18 protein-coding genes, 1 other RNA gene and 1 other annotated feature are annotated in these 18,732 nt (G+C 34.4%); of the genes, 4 read left to right on the forward strand and 15 right to left on the reverse strand.

The genetic code is table 11. The features are described from left to right. Positions 1-68: 68 nt before the first annotated feature. On the forward strand, positions 69-1,019 hold the full coding sequence (locus BP17_RS08610) for a diacylglycerol/lipid kinase family protein (protein ID WP_035053498.1): 951 nt from the start codon (positions 69-71) through the stop codon (positions 1,017-1,019). 84 nt (positions 1,020-1,103) lie between these two features. On the opposite strand, the gene recD2 is transcribed toward BP17_RS08610, so the two are convergent. The 8 genes from recD2 to BP17_RS08650 all read right to left on the reverse strand — a co-directional run bounded on the left by recD2 (position 1,104) and on the right by BP17_RS08650 (position 11,538). After that, the gene (gene recD2, locus BP17_RS08615) at positions 1,104-3,602 is read right to left on the reverse strand and encodes an SF1B family DNA helicase RecD2 (protein ID WP_035055354.1); all 2,499 of its coding nucleotides are present in this window, start codon (positions 3,600-3,602) and stop codon (positions 1,104-1,106) included. 47 nt (positions 3,603-3,649) lie between these two features. Further along, positions 3,650-4,330 (reverse strand): tetratricopeptide repeat protein, encoded by a 681-nt coding sequence (locus BP17_RS08620; protein WP_035053500.1) that lies wholly within the window; start codon positions 4,328-4,330, stop codon positions 3,650-3,652. Positions 4,331-4,509: 179 nt separating this feature from the next. Then, on the reverse strand, positions 4,510-5,634 hold the full coding sequence (gene mnmA / locus BP17_RS08625; RefSeq protein ID WP_035053502.1) for a tRNA 2-thiouridine(34) synthase MnmA: 1,125 nt from the start codon (positions 5,632-5,634) through the stop codon (positions 4,510-4,512). Positions 5,635-5,813: 179 nt separating this feature from the next. Next, complete coding sequence (locus BP17_RS08630; protein WP_035053505.1) at positions 5,814-6,155, reverse strand: cysteine desulfurase; 342 nt, start codon at positions 6,153-6,155, stop codon at positions 5,814-5,816. Between the two features lie 143 nt (positions 6,156-6,298). After that, the gene (locus tag BP17_RS08635; protein ID WP_035053508.1) at positions 6,299-7,447 is read right to left on the reverse strand and encodes a cysteine desulfurase family protein; all 1,149 of its coding nucleotides are present in this window, start codon (positions 7,445-7,447) and stop codon (positions 6,299-6,301) included. Between the two features lie 97 nt (positions 7,448-7,544). After that, on the reverse strand, positions 7,545-9,836 hold the full coding sequence (gene gshAB, locus BP17_RS08640) for a bifunctional glutamate--cysteine ligase GshA/glutathione synthetase GshB (RefSeq protein ID WP_035053510.1): 2,292 nt from the start codon (positions 9,834-9,836) through the stop codon (positions 7,545-7,547). Continuing rightward, positions 9,837-10,361 carry a pyrophosphohydrolase domain-containing protein gene (locus BP17_RS08645; protein WP_035053512.1) on the reverse strand — a complete coding sequence of 175 codons (525 nt, stop codon included), beginning with the start codon at positions 10,359-10,361 and terminating at the stop codon, positions 9,837-9,839. 55 nt (positions 10,362-10,416) lie between these two features. Next, positions 10,417-11,538 carry a hypothetical protein gene (locus BP17_RS08650; protein ID WP_035053514.1) on the reverse strand — a complete coding sequence of 374 codons (1,122 nt, stop codon included), beginning with the start codon at positions 11,536-11,538 and terminating at the stop codon, positions 10,417-10,419. Between the two features lie 232 nt (positions 11,539-11,770). Between BP17_RS08650 and BP17_RS08655 the strand changes: the two genes are divergently transcribed. Continuing rightward, positions 11,771-13,045, forward strand: a complete 1,275-nt coding sequence (locus tag BP17_RS08655; protein ID WP_035053516.1) for a replication-associated recombination protein A — start codon at positions 11,771-11,773, stop codon at positions 13,043-13,045. Positions 13,046-13,149: 104 nt separating this feature from the next. Next, a non-coding RNA gene (ssrS, locus tag BP17_RS13290) (6S RNA) lies at positions 13,150-13,337 on the forward strand. Positions 13,338-13,541: 204 nt separating this feature from the next. Here ssrS and BP17_RS13770 read toward each other — a convergent pair. Continuing rightward, a complete protein-coding gene (locus tag BP17_RS13770; RefSeq protein WP_269544513.1) occupies positions 13,542-13,667 on the reverse strand; it encodes a hypothetical protein in 126 nt (41 codons plus the stop codon). Between the two features lie 230 nt (positions 13,668-13,897). On the opposite strand from BP17_RS13770, the gene BP17_RS08665 reads away from it, so the two are divergent. Then, positions 13,898-14,356 (forward strand): universal stress protein, encoded by a 459-nt coding sequence (locus BP17_RS08665; RefSeq protein WP_035053520.1) that lies wholly within the window; start codon positions 13,898-13,900, stop codon positions 14,354-14,356. Positions 14,357-14,413: 57 nt separating this feature from the next. Here the strand turns inward: BP17_RS08665 and BP17_RS08670 are convergent, their stop codons facing one another. The 6 genes from BP17_RS08670 to BP17_RS08695 form a co-directional block, all read right to left on the reverse strand. After that, positions 14,414-15,604, reverse strand: coding sequence for an acetate/propionate family kinase (locus BP17_RS08670; RefSeq protein ID WP_035053522.1), 1,191 nt, complete (start codon positions 15,602-15,604; stop codon positions 14,414-14,416). Positions 15,605-15,629: 25 nt separating this feature from the next. Beyond that, a complete protein-coding gene (locus BP17_RS08675) occupies positions 15,630-16,637 on the reverse strand; it encodes a class I SAM-dependent methyltransferase (RefSeq protein WP_035053525.1) in 1,008 nt (335 codons plus the stop codon). A gap of 247 nt (positions 16,638-16,884) precedes the next feature. Next, positions 16,885-17,169: a 50S ribosomal protein L27 gene (gene rpmA / locus BP17_RS08680; RefSeq protein WP_034548302.1), complete on the reverse strand. Its 285-nt coding sequence runs from the start codon at positions 17,167-17,169 to the stop codon at positions 16,885-16,887. Positions 17,170-17,196: 27 nt separating this feature from the next. Then, entirely contained in the window at positions 17,197-17,532 is a 336-nt protein-coding gene (locus tag BP17_RS08685) for a ribosomal-processing cysteine protease Prp (RefSeq protein WP_035053528.1), read from the reverse strand. 17 nt (positions 17,533-17,549) lie between these two features. Further along, a complete protein-coding gene (gene rplU / locus BP17_RS08690; protein ID WP_035053531.1) occupies positions 17,550-17,858 on the reverse strand; it encodes a 50S ribosomal protein L21 in 309 nt (102 codons plus the stop codon). A 15-nt stretch (positions 17,859-17,873) separates the two neighbouring features. Beyond that, positions 17,874-17,945: a sequence feature (ribosomal protein L21 leader region), on the reverse strand. Between the two features lie 109 nt (positions 17,946-18,054). After that, the gene (locus tag BP17_RS08695) at positions 18,055-18,732 is read right to left on the reverse strand and encodes an amino acid ABC transporter ATP-binding protein (protein ID WP_035053534.1); all 678 of its coding nucleotides are present in this window, start codon (positions 18,730-18,732) and stop codon (positions 18,055-18,057) included.

Consider the following 18,732-nt stretch of genomic DNA (forward strand, 5'->3'; position numbering starts at 1 on the left):
ATTTAATTTTCATTTGTTCTATAATAAGAATTGAGTAATAATAAAAAAGCAGTTTAAAGGGAGTGCCTATGTCTACTATAGAAAATTATCATCTTATTATTAATGAACTGTCAGGTTCGGGAAAAGGGAAAAAAACTGCCCAAAAAATTAGCAAACTGCTTACCGATAAAAACCTATCTTTTCAATTACATAGGTCAACTTATCCTGGACATACAATAGCTTTGACTAAAGCTATCGCTCAAGACATCACCCAACAGCCATCTTTATCTCAATTGATTATTGTTATCGGCGGAGATGGCACTTTGCATGAAGTTATTACAGGATTAGGAGAACAGTTTGCCCATATTTCTGTAGGACTTATCCCAGCAGGTTCTGGTAATGATTTTGCGCGTGGGACAGGTATTTCATTAAATCCTGTGAAAGCTTTAGAACAAATTTTAACTGTTCAAAATGCTAAAAAGTTAGATATTATTCAATATTATGACCATCTTCAGCAAATTAAAGGTTTTGCCGTAAATAATGTGGGTATTGGCTTCGATGCTGCAGTTGTAAAAAAAGCAAATCATTCACCTTTCAAAGCTCTTTTAAACAAGCTAAATTTAGGTTCTCTCGTTTATTTCGCCAGTTTAGTTCAAGTTTTCTTTAAACAAACCGCCTTTCCATTAACTATTACAACTGATGGAGAAACGAAATTATTTAAGGATGCTTTTTTAGTTATCATAAACAGCCATCCTTATTTTGGTGGCGGCATACCCGTGTCACCAAAAGCCTCTCAATTAGATGGAAAATTAGATTTGATTATTTTACCTAAGCGTTCTTTTTTTAACCTTCTTTATCTTTTTGTCTTAATGCTTTTTGGAGGAAAACATTTAAATTATAAAGATGTGTATTATTATCAAGCCAAAAACATTTCACTTACAACTACTTTCACTATTGACTCTAATGCAGATGGCGAAGAATTAGTTTACCAACCCATTGACTTTCAGCTCAAAACTAGCTCACGTTATTTTTGGATTTAATCATTATTATTCATTTGTAACCCTTTATTGTTAAGCAAAATTCCGCAAAAAGAGCTTTAGAAGGTCAGCCTTCTGAAGCTCTTTTTATAAATTCGGCACAATTCCTGCCATTCCAATCATTGAATCAATTTCATTAGATTGAATCATATCGATTGTTAAGCGATAATTTTTAGATTCCCTTTCACCAATCGACTCAATTTCACTCTCAGTTTCAGACAGTTGCTCATTACCAATAACAGAGGGTTGTTTTTCTTTAGCTTTTATTATTGGTCTTTCTTTATTAACGATTGGTTTCACAACCAATTCGACTTGTTGTTCTTTATCTTTCAATAGACGTTCTGTCAATGTGGTTAATCTAGTTGCCGAAGATTTAGCGACACATTCCTCAAAAGCATAGGGCTCACCACATAAAATAAGCAACTCACTACTTCTTGTAATAGCAGTATACAGTAAGTCACGTCTCAACATGCGGTGATAATTTTGTACCATTGGTAAAATAACCATTTTAAACTCTGATCCTTGAGACTTATGGATAGAACAGCAATAAGCTAAAGTGATTTTCATCCATTCATTTCGTTTATAAACGACTTCATTGGCATCAAATTGAATCACAATCTCATCCACTTTATCTTCTGTTTCCTTAGCTAGATTGATTCCAACGATTTCTCCCATATCCCCATTAAATACGTTCATTTCTGGATAATTTACCAATTGCAGTACTTTATCTCCAATGCGGTAACTTTTTTCATTAAATTTAACTTCTTTTCGTTTACCTGAAGGATTGGGATTAAAAATTTCTTGCATCATTTTATTTAATGCATCTATTCCAGCAGGACCTCGATACATGGGTGCCAAAACTTGAATATCTTGGGCAGTAAATCCCTTTTCTTTAGCCTTTTCTACCACACGACGAATAATAGGTTCAATTTGATAAGTATTGCATTGGAAAAATGATCGATCTTTTTTATTTTTTGTGAAATCAGCCGGCAACTTTCCTTCTTTTATTGCATGAGCTAAAGAAATAATTGAAGAACCGTCATCTTGACGGTAAATTTCAGTCAATTCTCTACTAGGAATTTGTTTCGCCTTAATCAAATCATGCAATACCTGACCTGGACCAACTGAGGGCAATTGGTCTTTATCTCCTACAAATATAACTTGCATATTTTGTGGTACAGCTCTTAATAATTGATTTGCTAGCCAGGTATCTACCATTGACATCTCATCTACTATCAATAATCCGCCTTCTAATTCTCTATCAGAAAGTTCCGCATTTGGTTTCTCTTGGCCATTTAGCCCTAAAAGTCGATGAATTGTACTACTAGGCAGTCCAGTAGATTCATTCATTCTTTTAGCAGCACGTCCTGTTGGAGCTGCTAAAAGAATAGGAAAAATCTTATCTTTATAATCATCTATTTCTAGTGATAAACCATTCAGTTCTGCAAATAAAGTTACAATACCATTTAGTACCGTTGTTTTCCCAGTACCAGGTCCTCCAGTCAAAATGAATACTGGTGAAGTCACAGCGTCTTCAATGGCTTCAATTTGTGAATCTCCATATTGGATACCCAATCTTTTTTCCATTTTTCGAATTTCTTTTTGGATATTATGTGCTGGATATTGTATTTTTTTGCTGTTCGCCATTAAACGATTTACCGAAGTCGCAATTCCCCATTCAGCAGCATACAGTGACTTGATATATAATTTATGGTTATCTTCAATCAATTTATTTTCTTCAACCAAATTTAATAACTCTTTTGCCACTAAATCCGGTTCGATAATAAATGGTCGACTTTCTTCTAATACTCTTATCGCTTCATGTAAAAGAGATTCTGCTAATGTATAGGTGTTACCTTCACTAAGACACAACTCATTTAGCGAAAATAAAATAGCTGCCTGGATACGCCCAGGAGAATCTGCTGCAAAGCCCAGATTTTCTGCGATTGCATCGGCTTTTTTGAATCCAATATTATCAATATCTTCAATTAATTGGTATGGATTCTCTTGAATGATTTCCAGTGTTTCAGCTTGATACGTCTGATAGATCGTATAAGCTAAACGGCTCCCAAAACCAAAATCATTTAGTCCAATAATAATCTTTTCCATCCCATTACTTGAACGAATCATATTAACAATGACTTCTTTTTTTTTGTTATTCAAGCCAGGAATCTTGCCTAAAACTGTTTCATCTGCATTAATTTGATCAATTGCATCATCACCTAAAAGTTCAACAATTGTTTCAGCCGTTTTTTTTCCTATTCCAGGAAATTTATCACTTGATAGATAGGCAATAACACCCTCTGCTGAAGTTGGTTTCTCTTGTCGATACCGTTCCGCAGTGAATTGCACACCAAATTTTGGATGGTCAGTCAATTGACCAAAAAAACGATATGTCTCATCTTCTTGAATTTGTCCAAAGTTCCCCGTAACAACAATTTCTTTTTCTGTAAAGGAACTATTTGTATCGACCACTCGTGCTAAAATTACTTTATAAAAATTTGTTGGATTTTGATAGAAGATTGCAGCAACTTGTCCTACGACATAGGGAGGGTCTCCTGCAAATAAATCTAAGTTGTCTTGCATAACCACTTTCCTGCCACCACCTTTTCTATCTTAAGTATTCAAAACAATCAGTCTTTTTGATTTTTCATCATGACCTCTATCGCTTGTAATTGTTTGGTGCGTTCTTCATATTTTACCGGATCTAATTCTTTTGCTTTATCGAAGTACTGCTTAAGAGAGTCAACTTCTTCTTTTAATGCCATCCCTACTACTCCACGTTTAAACCAAGCTTCATCATTTTGAGGTGATTGTTCGATACTTAATTCAAAGTATTTTTTTGCTTCTTCAAATGTACCTAACTGCATTAACGTATTCCCAATTAATAAAATTAAAGTCTTGTCTAGTTTGTCTTCTTCATAAGCACTTAGAAAATAAGCTAATGCCATTTTAGACTGATTTAAAGCTAAATAAATTTGCCCAATCATTACCATAGCATCCTTTTTTAATGAGGTCTCATCGAATTGGGACACTTGCTTAAAATAAGTTAGAGCGGTTGTATAATCCTCGATTTCATAATATAAATTTCCAAAGGCATAGACAAAAATAGGATTTTCAGGATACTTTTCAATAGCTGTTTCTAATACAGCTTTTGCATCTTCGTATTTTTTCCCTAAAATAAACATCGTTGCTAAATTGTAATAACAATCGCTATTTGCAGGATTATCATCAATTTCTTGTATAAGTAATTGAATGGCTTCATTAAACTTGCCTTTTTCCCATAGCTGAAAAGCTTCATGATTTCGATCCATCCTATTTTCCTCCTTATTGCAACTTTATCCATTTTACACCAAAATTCAATAGGATTCTACTGCTGTCATTGATTTCTCTCTGTGGTTACCAAATCTTTTTGTTTAAATTACTCGACTATGCTTATGTATAACAAAAAGCTAGGTGTTGATCCCTAACTTTTTGACTAATCTATTAAATTTTAAACATATTGTAGTTCTTTTGTTTCATTGTAAGCTGCATCGATTGTACCGCCGCCTAAACATTCCATACCATCGTAAAAAACAACTGCTTGCCCTGGAGTGATGGCACGCACAGGTTCATCAAATTCAACTGTAGCTGTTTTTCTATCTTCACTTAAGTGAACCGTTACGCTTGTGTCAGCTTGTCGGTAACGGAATTTCGCTGTACATTTGAATGTAAGAGCTTTTTCTTCATTCGTTGTGAAATGAAGGTCAGAAGCTTCTAAATGAGTAGCCTTCAGCCATTCATGATTGAACCCTTGTCCTACGTATAAATTATTTAATTCTAAGTCTTTGCCAACAACGAACCAAGGTTCACTTGAAGCTCCGCCGCCGCCAATACCTAATCCTTGACGTTGCCCAATTGTGTAGTACATCAAGCCATCATGTTGTCCTTTTACTTCGCCGTCTACCGTCACCATGTTGCCCGGTTGAGCAGGTAAATAAGTCATCAAGAATTTTTTGAAATCGCGTTCTCCAATAAAACAAACACCAGTAGAGTCTTTTTTCTTAGCTGTAGCTAACCCAGCTTCTTCAGCAATTCTACGCACTTCAGGTTTTTGCATGCCTCCCAAAGGAAATAACGTTTTTGCTAATTGTTCTTGCGACAATTGATTTAAAAAGTAAGTTTGATCTTTGTTGTTATCTAATCCTCTTAACATATGTGTAACGCCATTTTCATCACGTTCTACTTGAGCATAATGGCCAGTAGCGACGTAATCTGCTCCCAACTCAATAGCATAGTCTAAGAAAGCTTTAAATTTAATTTCTTTGTTACACATAACATCTGGATTAGGAGTACGTCCTTTTTTATATTCTTCTAAAAAGTAGGTAAAGACTTTATCCCAATATTGCTTTTCAAAGTTAATAGAATAATACGGAATGCCAATTTGATTTGCTACAAGTGCAACATCATTATAATCTTCTGTCGCTGTACAAACACCAAACTCATCTGTGTCATCCCAGTTTTTCATAAAAATTCCCACAACATCATAGCCTTGTTGTTTCAATACTAAAGCTGTAACGGATGAGTCAACTCCTCCGCTCATACCAACCACGATACGAGTCTTGCTATTGTCTTGCATTACATCACCATCATTTCAAACAGATTCTGAAAAATCTTTACGATTTGAAGGTCGTATTTTCTCAGTCCCTATCATTATACTAACTTTTAGTCAGAAATCAAGCTGCTCAAACCAAAAAAGGAGACATGCTAGCAATAAGTCATCTCTCCCTTCTATTCGATTATCTGATTTTTTATTTATTACACTTTTTCTAATACACCGCGTTCCACAAGATTCTCGAGTGTAAATGCTACTTGTTCGCGAATTTCTTGATACGCATCTCCATTGTAGATATTTACTGTTCGCAGACCATTGTTTGTTGTTACCGAAATTTTTAATTGGGTTAACTCATTTGAAACGATAATTTTCAACTTTACCCCTTGATTATTTATCATATTGATATCCATCGTACGGGTCAATTGAAAATTCCCTTTTTTTGTTTCCTCAAATCCATTGTCTCTTAAGGTGTATTTTTTTGCGCTAGAACTTACTTGAAACTGTTCATTAGATCCAAGTAGAGCTGCTCTTTTTTCAAATGCCATATGGTTCCCCCACTTTTCTTTTAAGTTAATCGTAACCCTTTTCATCCCACTATAACATAGTTCTCATTCTTTTTTCATAAAAATTAGTAGAGAGACTGGAATTATTCCAGACTCTCTACCCTGTCTACTTATTTCATTTTACTTTATCTTTTTAATCTTGAACTAATTTTTATCACTTGTTCTGCTAAATAACTGATTTGTTCTGAAGTTGTGCCCAGACCAAAACTGATCCGAATAGTTTCAGCAATAATAGGACTCTTTTCTCCGTACATGGCTAATAAGACATGACTTGGTTCGATACTTCCAGCTGTGCACGCTGAACCAGCTGACACAGCTATTCCACCTAAATCCAAGCTCATTAACAACTGCTCAGCAGGAACACCTTTAAACCACAAACTAACTACATTGGCCAATTGTTTATCCGAATTTCCGTTCACCTCAAATGTTACATCCGCTTGGGTAAGTAATTCAATGAGTTGCATTCGTAATTCAACATATTTTACTTGGCGTTCTTCTCTTTGCGGCTGCATAATTTCCACCGCCTTTTGTAACCCAGCAATAGCAGGAATATCTTCAGTACCGGCTCGGTGTTTTTTTTCTTGTTCGCCGCCCAGCATAAAGCTTGGTAAAAAGATATCTTCATGAACATAAAGAAATCCAATCCCTTTAGGTCCATTAATTTTGTGCCCAGAAATAGACAATAAATCAATATGGTCTCTTTTAACATCGATTTTTTGTGTTCCATATGCTTGTACAGCATCAGTATGAAAGTATGCTGTAGATTCACTTTCTTCAATAATAGCACCAATTTTAGCTATATCCATTACAGTACCGACTTCGTTATTTGCATACATGATCGAAACTAAAATGGTGTCAGGTCTCAGCGCTTCTTCAACCATCATAGGGTCGACCTGCCCTCTTTTATTCACTGGCAAATAGGTTACTTCAAATCCTAGCTTCTCTAAATATTCCATTGGTTTCAAAACAGCATGATGCTCAACAGCTGACGTAATAATGTGTTTTCCGTCCGGTTGTCTTTTTAAAGCCGTTTCAATAATTGCGGTATTATCTGATTCTGTTCCACCACTAGTAATAATAATTTCACCCGGTTTAGCACCAATACTTTTAGCAAAAACCATTCGTGCATTATCGACTATGCGACGGCTGTCTCTGCCAAAATTATGGATACTTGATGCATTTCCATAATGATTCTTCATTGCTTCATAAATGACTTCAATAACTTCTGGGTGAATAGGACTAGTTGCGGCATGATCAAAATACATTTTTTCCATCTAAGAAAGTCCTCCCTAATTTATCCAAACTTACAATTCTTAAAGTTTATCACTTTTCTCTGTATACAACAACTCACTTATTTCAAGTAAGTATATTTTATGCGTTAATTGTTTCTTTTTCCCATAATTCGGGAAACAACATTTTCAAGATTCCCATCGTTAAACGACGGCCTTTGCCTTTATAGACAAACGCATGCATATGCATAGCAGGATTGAAATTAGCTTCTAATACAGTATATCCTCGGTGTTCTTTTGTGCTCGAAAGAGTTGGATCTGGAATGATCAAATCGATTCCACTAACTTTTGCACCAATGATTTCAGACATGTCTATCGCTGCTTGCTTGTAACTTTCATCAATTTCATCTGTAACGTCAATGGAATCTCCACCCGTACTGATATTTGAATTTTCTCTTAAATAAACGATGGTATCTTTCTTAGGAATACTTTCGATGGTATAAGATTGTCCCTTTAGCATCAATTGTTCAATTTCGCCTAATTCTATCCTTTCAAGCGGAGAATGGTGTTTTAATTCACCACGCAAAGGATCTTCATTCTTTTTATCAACCAATTCTTTTATAGTTCTTTTACCATCGCCAACAACATTAGCGGGTATTCTCAATAAAATTGCTGGAACTTTTCCATCTAACACAAAGAACCGGTATTCTGTTCCAGAGATATATTCTTCAACCAATATCGCTGTATCTTCTTTGAACGCAATCTCAATGGCTTGTTCATAATCTTCTTTAGTAGGCAATTGTTTAAAAATAGAGATGCCTATACCATAGTTAGTCGATTTAGGTTTTACTACAATTTGCTTTTGTTGGTAACGCCAGAATGCTTCTTTTCCTTCTTCCAAAGTTGTGTACTCTTCCCCAGCTGGAACGTGGAACCCTGCCGAAGCAAGTATTTTTTTAGTGACCGTTTTATTCTCCATAATCAATGGAGCAATATAGGTATCTTTCGCTGTCATATTTCCATTTTTCACAAATTCAATATGTTTGCCAATCGTTAATTTTAAGAATTGATCTTGTTCATCTAATACTTCTACTTGAATACCTTTTTGCATAGCATCCATTATCAGCAATTGAGTAGACATTTCTAATTTTTCAAATCCTCTTAAATTATACGGTCTCTTAACAGCTTCTTCTTTATACTGCTTAGCTAACGCTAGACCAAATTCGATATATGAGCCTTTTTCTTCTATAGCTTTTATCATACGAGCAGCAATCGTTAATTTAGGGTCGCCGATTTGTTTTTTAGCTTCTTGAATAAAGTGAAAGGCTTCTTTTGGTCCATTTGTTGATTGAAGCATTTCTTCCATTTCATTTAATAAACGTAATCCTTCTGCTTGAAATCCAGATTTTTGTTCTGGGTGTTCCATGGCCGTTAATTGACTCATCTCTTCTCCCAATTTAATTTCATCCACAGTAGCCGTTTCATCCATCCAAATCATATACAAACAAAAAAGATGGATAAATTCGATGGTTCGTTTTGACATACCAAATGGGTCGAAAGGATTTAAGTCAAAACCACGTAATTCAAGATAAGAAATGCCTTGAGTTAATAATTTTTCTGCTTTATCCGTTCCACGAAAACGAACAGCTGAGTAAAATTCTTTTTCTTCTGATAAAAGACCTTTTTCTACCATATTTTTTAAGCTGTGAACATACTCTTCAATTGAATTGAATGAAACAGAAACATCTGGCCGATTGACATATCCGTAATGACTGCTGCGAATACTTCGAACATAGTTTTTCGGAATTTCTTGATCTGTAAAAAAAGAATCATCTACTATCGGAGAAGCTCCCAATAAGTAGGTTAAGAGCCAACGATAGCGCAAGAAATTTTTTGTTAGCTTCAAATAAAGCATCGATTTAAATACATTTTTGTCTGGATAATCTGTTTGGCTTTCAAATAATCGTGAAATCAGCTGCTCATCTAATTCAAAATTGTAATGTAACCCGCTAATCATTTGCTTTTTTTTACCGTATTTGTGAGTCAAAGTTTCTCTATACTTAACATCTTTTTGATTATCTAACTTTGCAATAGGAATGATTGATTCATCTGGAAGAACCATTGGCATGCTCATTGGCCATATTGATTCATCAAGAGGAATTGTTTGAAGAGCAACGTCATGCAATGCTGCCAACCAATTGTAACTTCCTTGGACCGATGCTAAGGGAGGACTGATTAATTCTAATTGCGACTCACTGAAATCTGTTTGAATATATGGATGAAAATTTCTATTCCCAAATTCATGTGGGTGATCCGTTAACGCAAGCTGTCCATTTGACTTTACTCTTAATCCTTCTTTTTCAATTCCAAAAACCGCTTGATAAAAAGCTGCGTTTGTATTTGTTTCTTTTATCATTTGTTTAACTGTCTTCATTTATACTATTCCCTCATCTGCTCGATTTATTTGTCGCTCAATTTCTGCTCGAATTTTTGGTTCAGGAGCAAAATCCGTTTCCCAATTAGCTGGTTTCATTACTTTCCCATCTGTTTTTCTGTGACGCGGTTTGCCATCAGCAAAAACTTTCCCCATATTTGCTTGATGCACAATGGAGAAGATAGGCTCCGGATCAATACCTAGGAGAACAAAAGAACCATAATTAAAATAATTTGCATCCGTCAACGCATCTACTTGCCCAATCAACGGACTATGCACTTCTTTTTGCTGCACTTTTATTCTATTTATAGCTTCCTCAGTAGCTTTCTGCCATTCTAAAACTAAAGCATCAAATTTTGGAATATCCCCTTTTACGCTAGCATAAAGAAATTCTACTAATTCTTCAGTTGTAAAATTTGCCCGATTAACAGCTTCTTCTGACGTTAAAGCCTGGGGTCTTTTTTTTATCGCCTTACCAAATACTTCATGAAATTCTTGAACTTGCTCAAATGATGATTTAGTCATGCTTTAACGTTCCTCCTGCAAAAAAATCCTTTTTCTGAAGCCTATTATAACTCTTTTAGTCAATTGTTTCTTCACTAATTAAATATTTCCTTAAAGCCGTATTCTCTGACTCTAGTACTCTACGATACATTTCAGATTGTTTCAAATCTGCCTGTATAATTTTTAAAAACTCAATATTATCTTGTGAGTAGCGTTCTGTTCTTTCAAATTCAATTTTTTCTTCAATCAGTTTTTTGGTGTCTTTTTCGAGATTTTCTATCGTTTCAATTAGTTCTTTATTTTTATCAAGCAATGATGCATTTTGAAAACCGACTTGCTTAATCTTTTGTTCGCTTTTTCCACCAACCAAGTTGATGTAAATTAAGGCAAAAGCTAAACAAGCTATGATAAATAATAAGCATAAGCTAATAAAAGAAACTACTAATGTGAACTGCCTAAACACAACTAATAATAAACTCCATACGACTGTACATCCAAAAATAGCTAATCCAATTCGATAAGAAGATATTTTCCGTTTAGTGTTCAATGCTTTCAAATAATCTATTTTATTTTGCGCTCTTTCTTTTTCCATTTGCTCTTGTTCGGCTTTTTTTCGATTTTCAAAAAAGAAGTCTTTTTCTTTTCTTTCAATTGATTCTTGTACTTGTTGTTGGTATTGCCCAAACTGTTCTTTTTCTTTTACTAATTTCTCTAACTCACTATCTACTTCTTGTTGATAAGCTACTCTTTTTAATGACAGTTCTTCTTCAACTTGCTTAGATTTTAAACTAGCTAAACTCATTACAATTTCAGCCTCTTGTTCAGCTTGTTGAATAAATTCCTTCGCTTCAATTCGTTCTTTCTCACATTGTTCAAGAGTATTTCTTTTTTTTAATTCAACTTCGCGTTTAACCAGTTCGATATCTTGTTGGACTTCTTGATACATTTTTTCTGACTGCTGAAGCGTAACCGCCAAGATGCTTTCTGCTTCTTGTTTAGCTTGTTTAAGAATTTTGTGCTCTTTTAAATAAGTTCTTATGGCTATTCTTTCATTTGGATTTTTCTCAGGAGAAATTTCTGCTTCTTTTTCTTTATTTTCTAGCATAACTTTAACTGTTTTTGAAAAAATATTGGAATAATTTTTATTCATAGTCGTTAAAAGACTGGCAAAAAAATCAGATTCATTTTTTTCATTCATTAAAAAGTTCCTTTCTCGCTAACTTTACTATTAATAAGTTCAATTCATTCTGATCATAATAAATGGCTTCTTAAACATTATCGCAAATAAACTGAGAAAAGCCAAACCAAAAATTCAATTTGCTTCCTAAAAGTAACTTAATCACAACTCAAACAAACGTTCTTTCTTGTAGAATCCTGCTAATCACAGTGGTATACTGATTACAAGAACATTAGTGGGAGGATATTTTTCTATGAATCAACCTTTAGCTTATCGAATGAGGCCAACTCATATTGATAATATTGTAGGACAACAACACTTAGTTGGAAAAGGAAAAATCATTCGGCGTATGGTAGAAGCAAAAATGCTCTCATCAATGATTTTATATGGTCCTCCTGGGATTGGTAAAACAAGTATTGCGAGTGCAATTGCCGGAACGACAAAATTTGCTTTTAGAGTCTTAAACGCTGCCAGTGACACCAAAAAAGATCTACAAATCGTTGTAGAAGAAGCTAAAATGAGCGGTACTGTTATTTTACTTTTAGATGAAGTTCATCGCTTAGATAAACCTAAACAAGATTTTTTATTGCCTCACCTAGAAAACGGACGTATTATTTTAATTGGAGCCACTACAGAAAATCCATATATTACGATCAATCCCGCCATCAGAAGCAGAACTCAGATTTTCGAACTTAAACCTCTTTCTAATGAAGATATTCAAAGTGCTTTGTGGAATGCCGTAAATGATTCAGAAAAAGGTTTTGGAAAAGAAAAAGTCGTTATTACAGATGAAGCTTTACTACACTTTTCTAGAGCTACAAATGGAGATTTGAGAAGTTCGTTAAATGGATTAGAACTGGCAATCAAATCAACAGATCCAGATGAACAAGGTACGATAAACATCACTTTAAATATTGCAGAAGAATGTATCCAAAGAAAAGCTTTAACACATGATAAAGATGGCGATGCTCATTACGATGTAATTTCAGCTTTACAGAAATCAATCCGTGGCAGTGATGTAAATGCCGCCATGCATTATCTCGCAAGACTGATTGAAGCTGGCGATTTGCCAATTATATCAAGACGTTTAATGGTTATAGCATACGAAGATATCGGGCTAGCTAATCCTTCTGCCGCTTCTAGGACTGTCACTGCCATCCAGGCAGCTGAAAAACTTGGCCTTCCAGAGGCTAGAATTCCCTTAGCAAATGTAGTCGTTGATTTATGTCTATCTCCAAAATCAAATTCGTCTTATGTAGCGATTGATGCAGCTCTACAAGATGTGCGTGCTGGAAAAAGTGGCGATGTACCAGATCATTTAAGAGACTCTCATTATAGCGGAGCAAAAAAACTTGGACGAGGTGTGGACTATCTTTATCCACATAGCTATCCGGGTGCATGGGTAAATCAGCAATATTTACCTGATAGATTGAAAAAAGCTTCTTATTATACTCCAAATCATACCGGGAAATATGAAGATACTTTAGCAAAACAATATGAATTTATTAATTCAAAAAAAAGTAGATAAACAATGCATTAACCGCTTTCTTCATTGATTTAGTAGACTTTAGTTAAAATAGATTAACAGGCAAATAATTGACAATAACACCTACCTATGCTACTATAAGTATAAGATTTCTGAGATGCTCGTTTTGTTCAACATGTGTTGACCGAACAATTAATATTACCTTGGGATCCAAACTGGTTCAATCGGATAACATGCCTTTTCACTTGGTAGTTAGAAGATTGACAGCGGAGCCCACCTGCTTCTTGCGGGTTCAAGACTAACTGAGCATATCAACGGCATCATCGGATTTCTCATTAAAAAGTTTAAAACTTTTAAAGTCATTCTTAATTGAATGGCTTTTTTCTTTTACAATCTTTGCGGGAATTTCTACTTAAATTCATAAAAATATATGGTATGCTTAGTTTACTCATATCTTATTGAAAGAAGGTTTCATTATGCTTTTATCTGTGTTATTTTTTATTTTCTCACTCCTATTGCTTTATACAGCATACTTTTTTTATACTGGAAAAGCTATGGCACTTCTAACAAACGTTAACAAAGAAAATCCAATAAAAGCAGATACATTCTTCAAAATATACGGTTTTCTTTTCTTTATTGGTGGACTTGGTTCTCTGATACTCATTTTTTTTCATCCAACTTGGTTGGCTTTTGCCATTTTACTCTTTGTTATGCTTACGTTACTTTTCTTTATCTTTAGCTTAAACAGACGAATATGAAATTATGAATAGCCAATCTTTAAAAATTAAAGCATTCTCTTTTTCATATTTCTATGAAAGTGGATACATTTGGAGTACAATAAGTCTAGAAAGAATTTATTCATTTTTATAACTATAAGGAATGGAGTGGATGTATATGTTACAACAATATAATCGAATCTTAGTTGCTGTGGATGGTTCAGCTGAAGCTGAATTAGCATTTAAAAAAGCTGTACAAGTTGCAGTTCGTAATTCTGCTACGTTAGTTCTTACACATGTTATTGATACTCGAGCATTTCAAAGTATTTCTACCTTCGATGGCGCTATGGCTGACAAAGCAAGTGAACAAGCCAAAAACACCTTAGAAGAATATGTACGTTATGCAAAAAACCATCGTGTTCAAGATGTTATTTATTCTATTGAATACGGTTCTCCAAAAGTAATCATTGCAAAACAAATTCCTGAAGATCAAAAGATTGATTTGATTTTGTTAGGAGCAACTGGTTTGAATGCTGTTGAGCGTATTTTCATTGGTTCCGTCTCAGAGTATGTTATCCGACATGCTAATTGTGATGTTTTGATTGTACGGACAGATTTAGAAAATAAAAGAGATTAACATTCATTAAAAGACAAAAAAAACAACCAACTATTGGTTGTTTTTTTTATCTTTTAATTATGCGCGCAATCTTTCAACATCACGAGCGATCATAATTTCTTCATCCGTTGGAATCAATAATACTTTAACTTTTGATTCTGGAGTAGAAATAATACGCTCTTTACCACGAACGTTATTTGCCTCAGCATCAATTTCAGCACCAAACCAGTTCATGCCATCAATAATAATTTGGCGAGTTTCTGGAGAATTTTCTCCAATTCCAGCAGTGAATACAATTGCATCTGCACCATTTAGGATAGCAAAATATTGTCCAATATATTTTTTAACACGATTATAGAAAATATCTAACGCAGTTTGAGCATCTTCATTTCCTTTTTCTGCAGCTTCTTCAACATCACGCATGTCACTTGAAATATGAGAAAGACCTAACAAACCAGATTTATTATTTAAAATGTAGATCATATCATTAATATCTGTAATGTTTAATTTGTTCATTAAGAAAGGCAATATTGATGCGTCGATGTCTCCAGTACGAGTACCCATTGTAATACCAGCTAAAGGAGTGAATCCCATTGATGTATCAATCGATTTTCCACCTTTAACAGCGGTAATAGATCCGCCATTACCCAAATGACACGTGATAATTTTAGTTTCTTCAAGGGGTTTGCCTAATAATTCAGCAGCACGTTCAGAAACGTATTTATGTGACGTTCCATGTGCTCCATATTTACGGGCTGAAAAGTCAGTATAGTATTCCATCGGGAGACTATATAAGTAGTTTTCTTTAGGCATTGTTGTATGGAATGAAGTATCAAAAACAGCTACACTTGTAATATTTGGCAACAAATGTTTGAATGCTTTGATCCCTGTAGCATTAGCTGGGTTGTGCAATGGAGCAAATTCAGCTAGACCTTCAATTTGTGCTAATACTTCATCTGTAATCAATGCTGAGTCTTTAAATAATTCGCCACCAGCTACTACACGGTGTCCTACACCAGTAATTTCTTCATAATTCGCAATCACTTTTAATTCAATCAATTTATCTAGAACCATTTGAATAGCAATTTCATGATTTTTAATATCTTCAATCACTTTGTATTTTTCACCAGCATATTTCGTAGTAAAAATAGAATTATTTAAACCAATTCTTTCGATGATTCCTGAAGCGATTTCTTCCTCAGCAGGCATTTCGTATAAGGTGAATTTCAGACTTGAACTACCTGCATTGATTGCAATTGTTTTTGACATATTTTCCATCTCCTAATTTCAAATTTTAACTATTCTCTTTTTTCCAACCATCTACTTGTTTCATAAATTGCAGCATAGCTTTTTGGTTCTTGAAATCTGGAATTTGTGCTAACAATACTTGTTTGACTTGTTTGGCATTATTCCCTCTTTTTTGAACCAGAAGAATTGATTTGCGTGAACTTTTAGTCTTAAATAATTCATTTGGCAAGTTTAACATGCCTTGTAAGAATGCTTCTTCTTGAATCATCTTCATTAATCCTGGCGTCTCATCTGTTTCAAATAGCTGAGCAGGAACTAAAAAGATTCCAAATCCGCCATCTTTTAAATAATGTAAACTCTGTTCAATAAATAAATGATGAGCGTAAGAATGACCTTTTTTAGCTGCTGTTTTAAACTTGCTAGCTTTTTCATCTAATGGATAATAACCTACAGGCAAATCACTCACAACGACATCAACAGGATCTATTAAAAGGTCTTGTATGGCATCTTGATGTGTCAAGGTAACCTTTTGCCTTTGCATTGTTGTACTGACTGACGCAAGAGCTAGAAGCAAATCATCGTTATCGACGCCTTCTGCTTCTACTGGTATATTTTTTAAAACTAAGCCGTTATAAATAGTCGATAACAGATTACCCATTCCTACAGCAGGATCAAGTAAACGAACCGTTTCCAATTTACCACTAATCAATTTTTCAATTAAATAGTTTAAAATAAAACCAATAGCATCTGGAGTCATTTGATGATTTGGCTGTAATACATCTGTCTTTGAAGCTTTCAAAAGAGCTAATTGAATTGCTTTTCGAATATCTTCAGGTTCCATGCTGTCTATTACAACTTCTTTGTATAATTGCGTTAATTTTTCAACTATTTCATCTGAAGGAGAACCATCAATCTGATGAGGAATCTTATTACCTAAAATATTTTCACCAGTTTCCGAAAGAGCTTCTAAGTAGGAAACTTCTAATTCTTTTTGTAAAATTTGAGCTGAAGTATCCAATTGATTAAATAATTGTTCAATTTCTTTCTGAGACAATAAGTTCAACCTCTTTCCGTTTCCTTACGATACATTCTTACTGTTAGTCATGAAAGAAATGAATAAGACAGCAATTATTATAAAACTATTCTTTCATTCTAACGAATAACTTGTAAGGTTTCAAGTATGAAACCAGTATATTTTCAAGAGTAAATTAGGCTTTTCTACTATTGATCATTCCACCGAATTTTCTATCTCAATAGTAAAAAAAGCTCTTCTAGGATATAGAAGAGCTTTTTATTTTAAATTATTGAGCTACTGGGTAAACTGAAACTTGTTTTTTGTCGCGGCCTTTACGTTCGAAACGAACAACTCCGTCACATTTTGCAAACAAAGTATCATCTCCACCAATACCAACGTTAACACCTGGATAAATTTTAGTTCCGCGTTGACGGAATAAAATTGAACCACCTGAAACAGTTTGTCCATCTGCACGTTTAGCACCTAAACGTTTAGAATTTGAGTCGCGTCCGTTAGTTGTAGAACCGCCACCTTTTTTGTGGGCAAAGAATTGTAAATTCATTTTTAACATTTGAGTTGCACCTCCTATTATAATTTTTTATTGTGCAAGTTTGACATAATCTGGATATTCTTCAACTATTCCTATTAAAGATAATTGAAGACTCTCCAGAAGAATCTGTGAGATTCTTAACTGTTCTTCAGTCAATTCATTTATGAGTTCAACGTATAAATAGCCGCCTTCTACTTCTTCGTTTGCTTCTACTAATGGAGAAACACCTGATAAAGCAGAAATACTATTTGTTGTTCCTATAACTAATGCTGAGACAGCTGCACAAACTATATCGCTGCCGTAGGGTCCAGACTCTGCATGTCCTGTAACTTCAAAGGAAACAATGTCTTCTTTGGCATTACGATTAAAGAACGCTTGAATCATATTGGAACACCACTTTCTTATGCGTTGATTGCGTTGATGATAACTTTTGTATATGGTTGACGGTGACCTTGTTTACGGTGACTATGTTTTTTAGGTTTGTATATGAAAGTCGTAACCTTCTTTTGAAGACCATGTTTTTCTACAGTACCTTCAACAGTAGCTCCTACAATAGTTGGAGCTCCAACTTTTGTTTCTTCTCCACCAATTAAGACAACTTCTTCAAAGACTACAGATTCACCAGCTTCAACATTTAATTTTTCAATGTAAATTTCTTGGCCAACCTCAACTTTAATTTGTTTTCCACCTGTTTTGATAATTGCGTACATTATTTTGCACCTCCTTATTAGACTTAGACTCGCCGTCATGAGTGCCATAATGGACTTAAACTCATTCCAGTGCGGTTGTAGTTGTGGTGCTACACATTTACAACATTAACATCATACCAAATTGTATTACCTTCGTCAATGAATACTTTAGCCAATTTCAGTAAATATTAAAACTATTGTGTTTTAATGGTTTTTTTCATTGCAAAAATTCGTCTGAGGATACTACTCTTGTTCCAAACATTTCAGCAAATTCTATATCATGTGTAACGATTAGAATACCTGTACCAGATAAAGCAATTGTTTGAATCATCTTTCCTACTTCATTAGATGATTCGCGGTCTAACGCAGAAGTTGGTTCATCAAAACAAATAATCTTAGGGTTTAACATCATTGCCCGAGCTATCGCTGCACGCTGTTGTTGACCTCCGGATAAAGTACTTGGGTAATCATTTTTCTTGTCTGAAATTCCCATTTGTGTCAAGAGCATCTCTGCTTTTTCAATTGCTTGTTCTTTCGTCATCAATTTTTGATCTAGAGGCGCTTCAATACAGTTTTTTATGATTGTTAAATTAGGAAACAATTGATAATCTTGGAATACCATACCTATTTGGTTATTATAGGTCATTCGCTCCTTTTTTGAAGCATATTCTATTTTACCATCTGCAGTTTCACGACACAAATAATTATCATCAATCGCAATCGTTCCTTTATCTGCTGTTTCTAATTGATTCAACATCCTCATTAAGGTAGTCTTTCCTGTACCAGATTTACCAACGAGCGTGACGATTTCTCCAGCCTCAATCGAAAAATCAAAATTTCTTATAACATCGATCCCATTGAACTGTTTTGTAAGGTTAGTTGCTTTCAATCCCAC

It is taken from the genome of Carnobacterium pleistocenium FTR1, from assembly GCF_000744285.1.
GTDB classification, from domain to species: domain Bacteria; phylum Bacillota; class Bacilli; order Lactobacillales; family Carnobacteriaceae; genus Carnobacterium_B; species Carnobacterium_B pleistocenium.

What these genes read in the sequence shown, in the direction of transcription:
- BP17_RS08610 (WP_035053498.1), top strand. Translation starts at nt 69, where the DNA reads ATGTCTACTATAGAAAATTATCATCTTATTATTAATGAACTGTCAGGT.
- recD2 (WP_035055354.1), bottom strand. Translation starts at nt 3,602, where the DNA reads ATGCAAGACAACTTAGATTTATTTGCAGGAGACCCTCCCTATGTCGTA.
- BP17_RS08620 (WP_035053500.1), bottom strand. Translation starts at nt 4,330, where the DNA reads ATGGATCGAAATCATGAAGCTTTTCAGCTATGGGAAAAAGGCAAGTTT.
- mnmA (WP_035053502.1), bottom strand. Translation starts at nt 5,634, where the DNA reads ATGCAAGACAATAGCAAGACTCGTATCGTGGTTGGTATGAGCGGAGGA.
- BP17_RS08630 (WP_035053505.1), bottom strand. Translation starts at nt 6,155, where the DNA reads ATGGCATTTGAAAAAAGAGCAGCTCTACTTGGATCTAATGAACAGTTT.
- BP17_RS08635 (WP_035053508.1), bottom strand. Translation starts at nt 7,447, where the DNA reads ATGGAAAAAATGTATTTTGATCATGCCGCAACTAGTCCTATTCACCCA.
- gshAB (WP_035053510.1), bottom strand. Translation starts at nt 9,836, where the DNA reads ATGAAGACAGTTAAACAAATGATAAAAGAAACAAATACAAACGCAGCT.
- BP17_RS08645 (WP_035053512.1), bottom strand. Translation starts at nt 10,361, where the DNA reads ATGACTAAATCATCATTTGAGCAAGTTCAAGAATTTCATGAAGTATTT.
- BP17_RS08650 (WP_035053514.1), bottom strand. Translation starts at nt 11,538, where the DNA reads ATGAATGAAAAAAATGAATCTGATTTTTTTGCCAGTCTTTTAACGACT.
- BP17_RS08655 (WP_035053516.1), top strand. Translation starts at nt 11,771, where the DNA reads ATGAATCAACCTTTAGCTTATCGAATGAGGCCAACTCATATTGATAAT.
- BP17_RS13770 (WP_269544513.1), bottom strand. Translation starts at nt 13,667, where the DNA reads ATGAGTATCAGAGAACCAAGTCCACCAATAAAGAAAAGAAAACCGTAT.
- BP17_RS08665 (WP_035053520.1), top strand. Translation starts at nt 13,898, where the DNA reads ATGTTACAACAATATAATCGAATCTTAGTTGCTGTGGATGGTTCAGCT.
- BP17_RS08670 (WP_035053522.1), bottom strand. Translation starts at nt 15,604, where the DNA reads ATGTCAAAAACAATTGCAATCAATGCAGGTAGTTCAAGTCTGAAATTC.
- rpmA (WP_034548302.1), bottom strand. Translation starts at nt 17,169, where the DNA reads ATGTTAAAAATGAATTTACAATTCTTTGCCCACAAAAAAGGTGGCGGT.
- BP17_RS08685 (WP_035053528.1), bottom strand. Translation starts at nt 17,532, where the DNA reads ATGATTCAAGCGTTCTTTAATCGTAATGCCAAAGAAGACATTGTTTCC.
- rplU (WP_035053531.1), bottom strand. Translation starts at nt 17,858, where the DNA reads ATGTACGCAATTATCAAAACAGGTGGAAAACAAATTAAAGTTGAGGTT.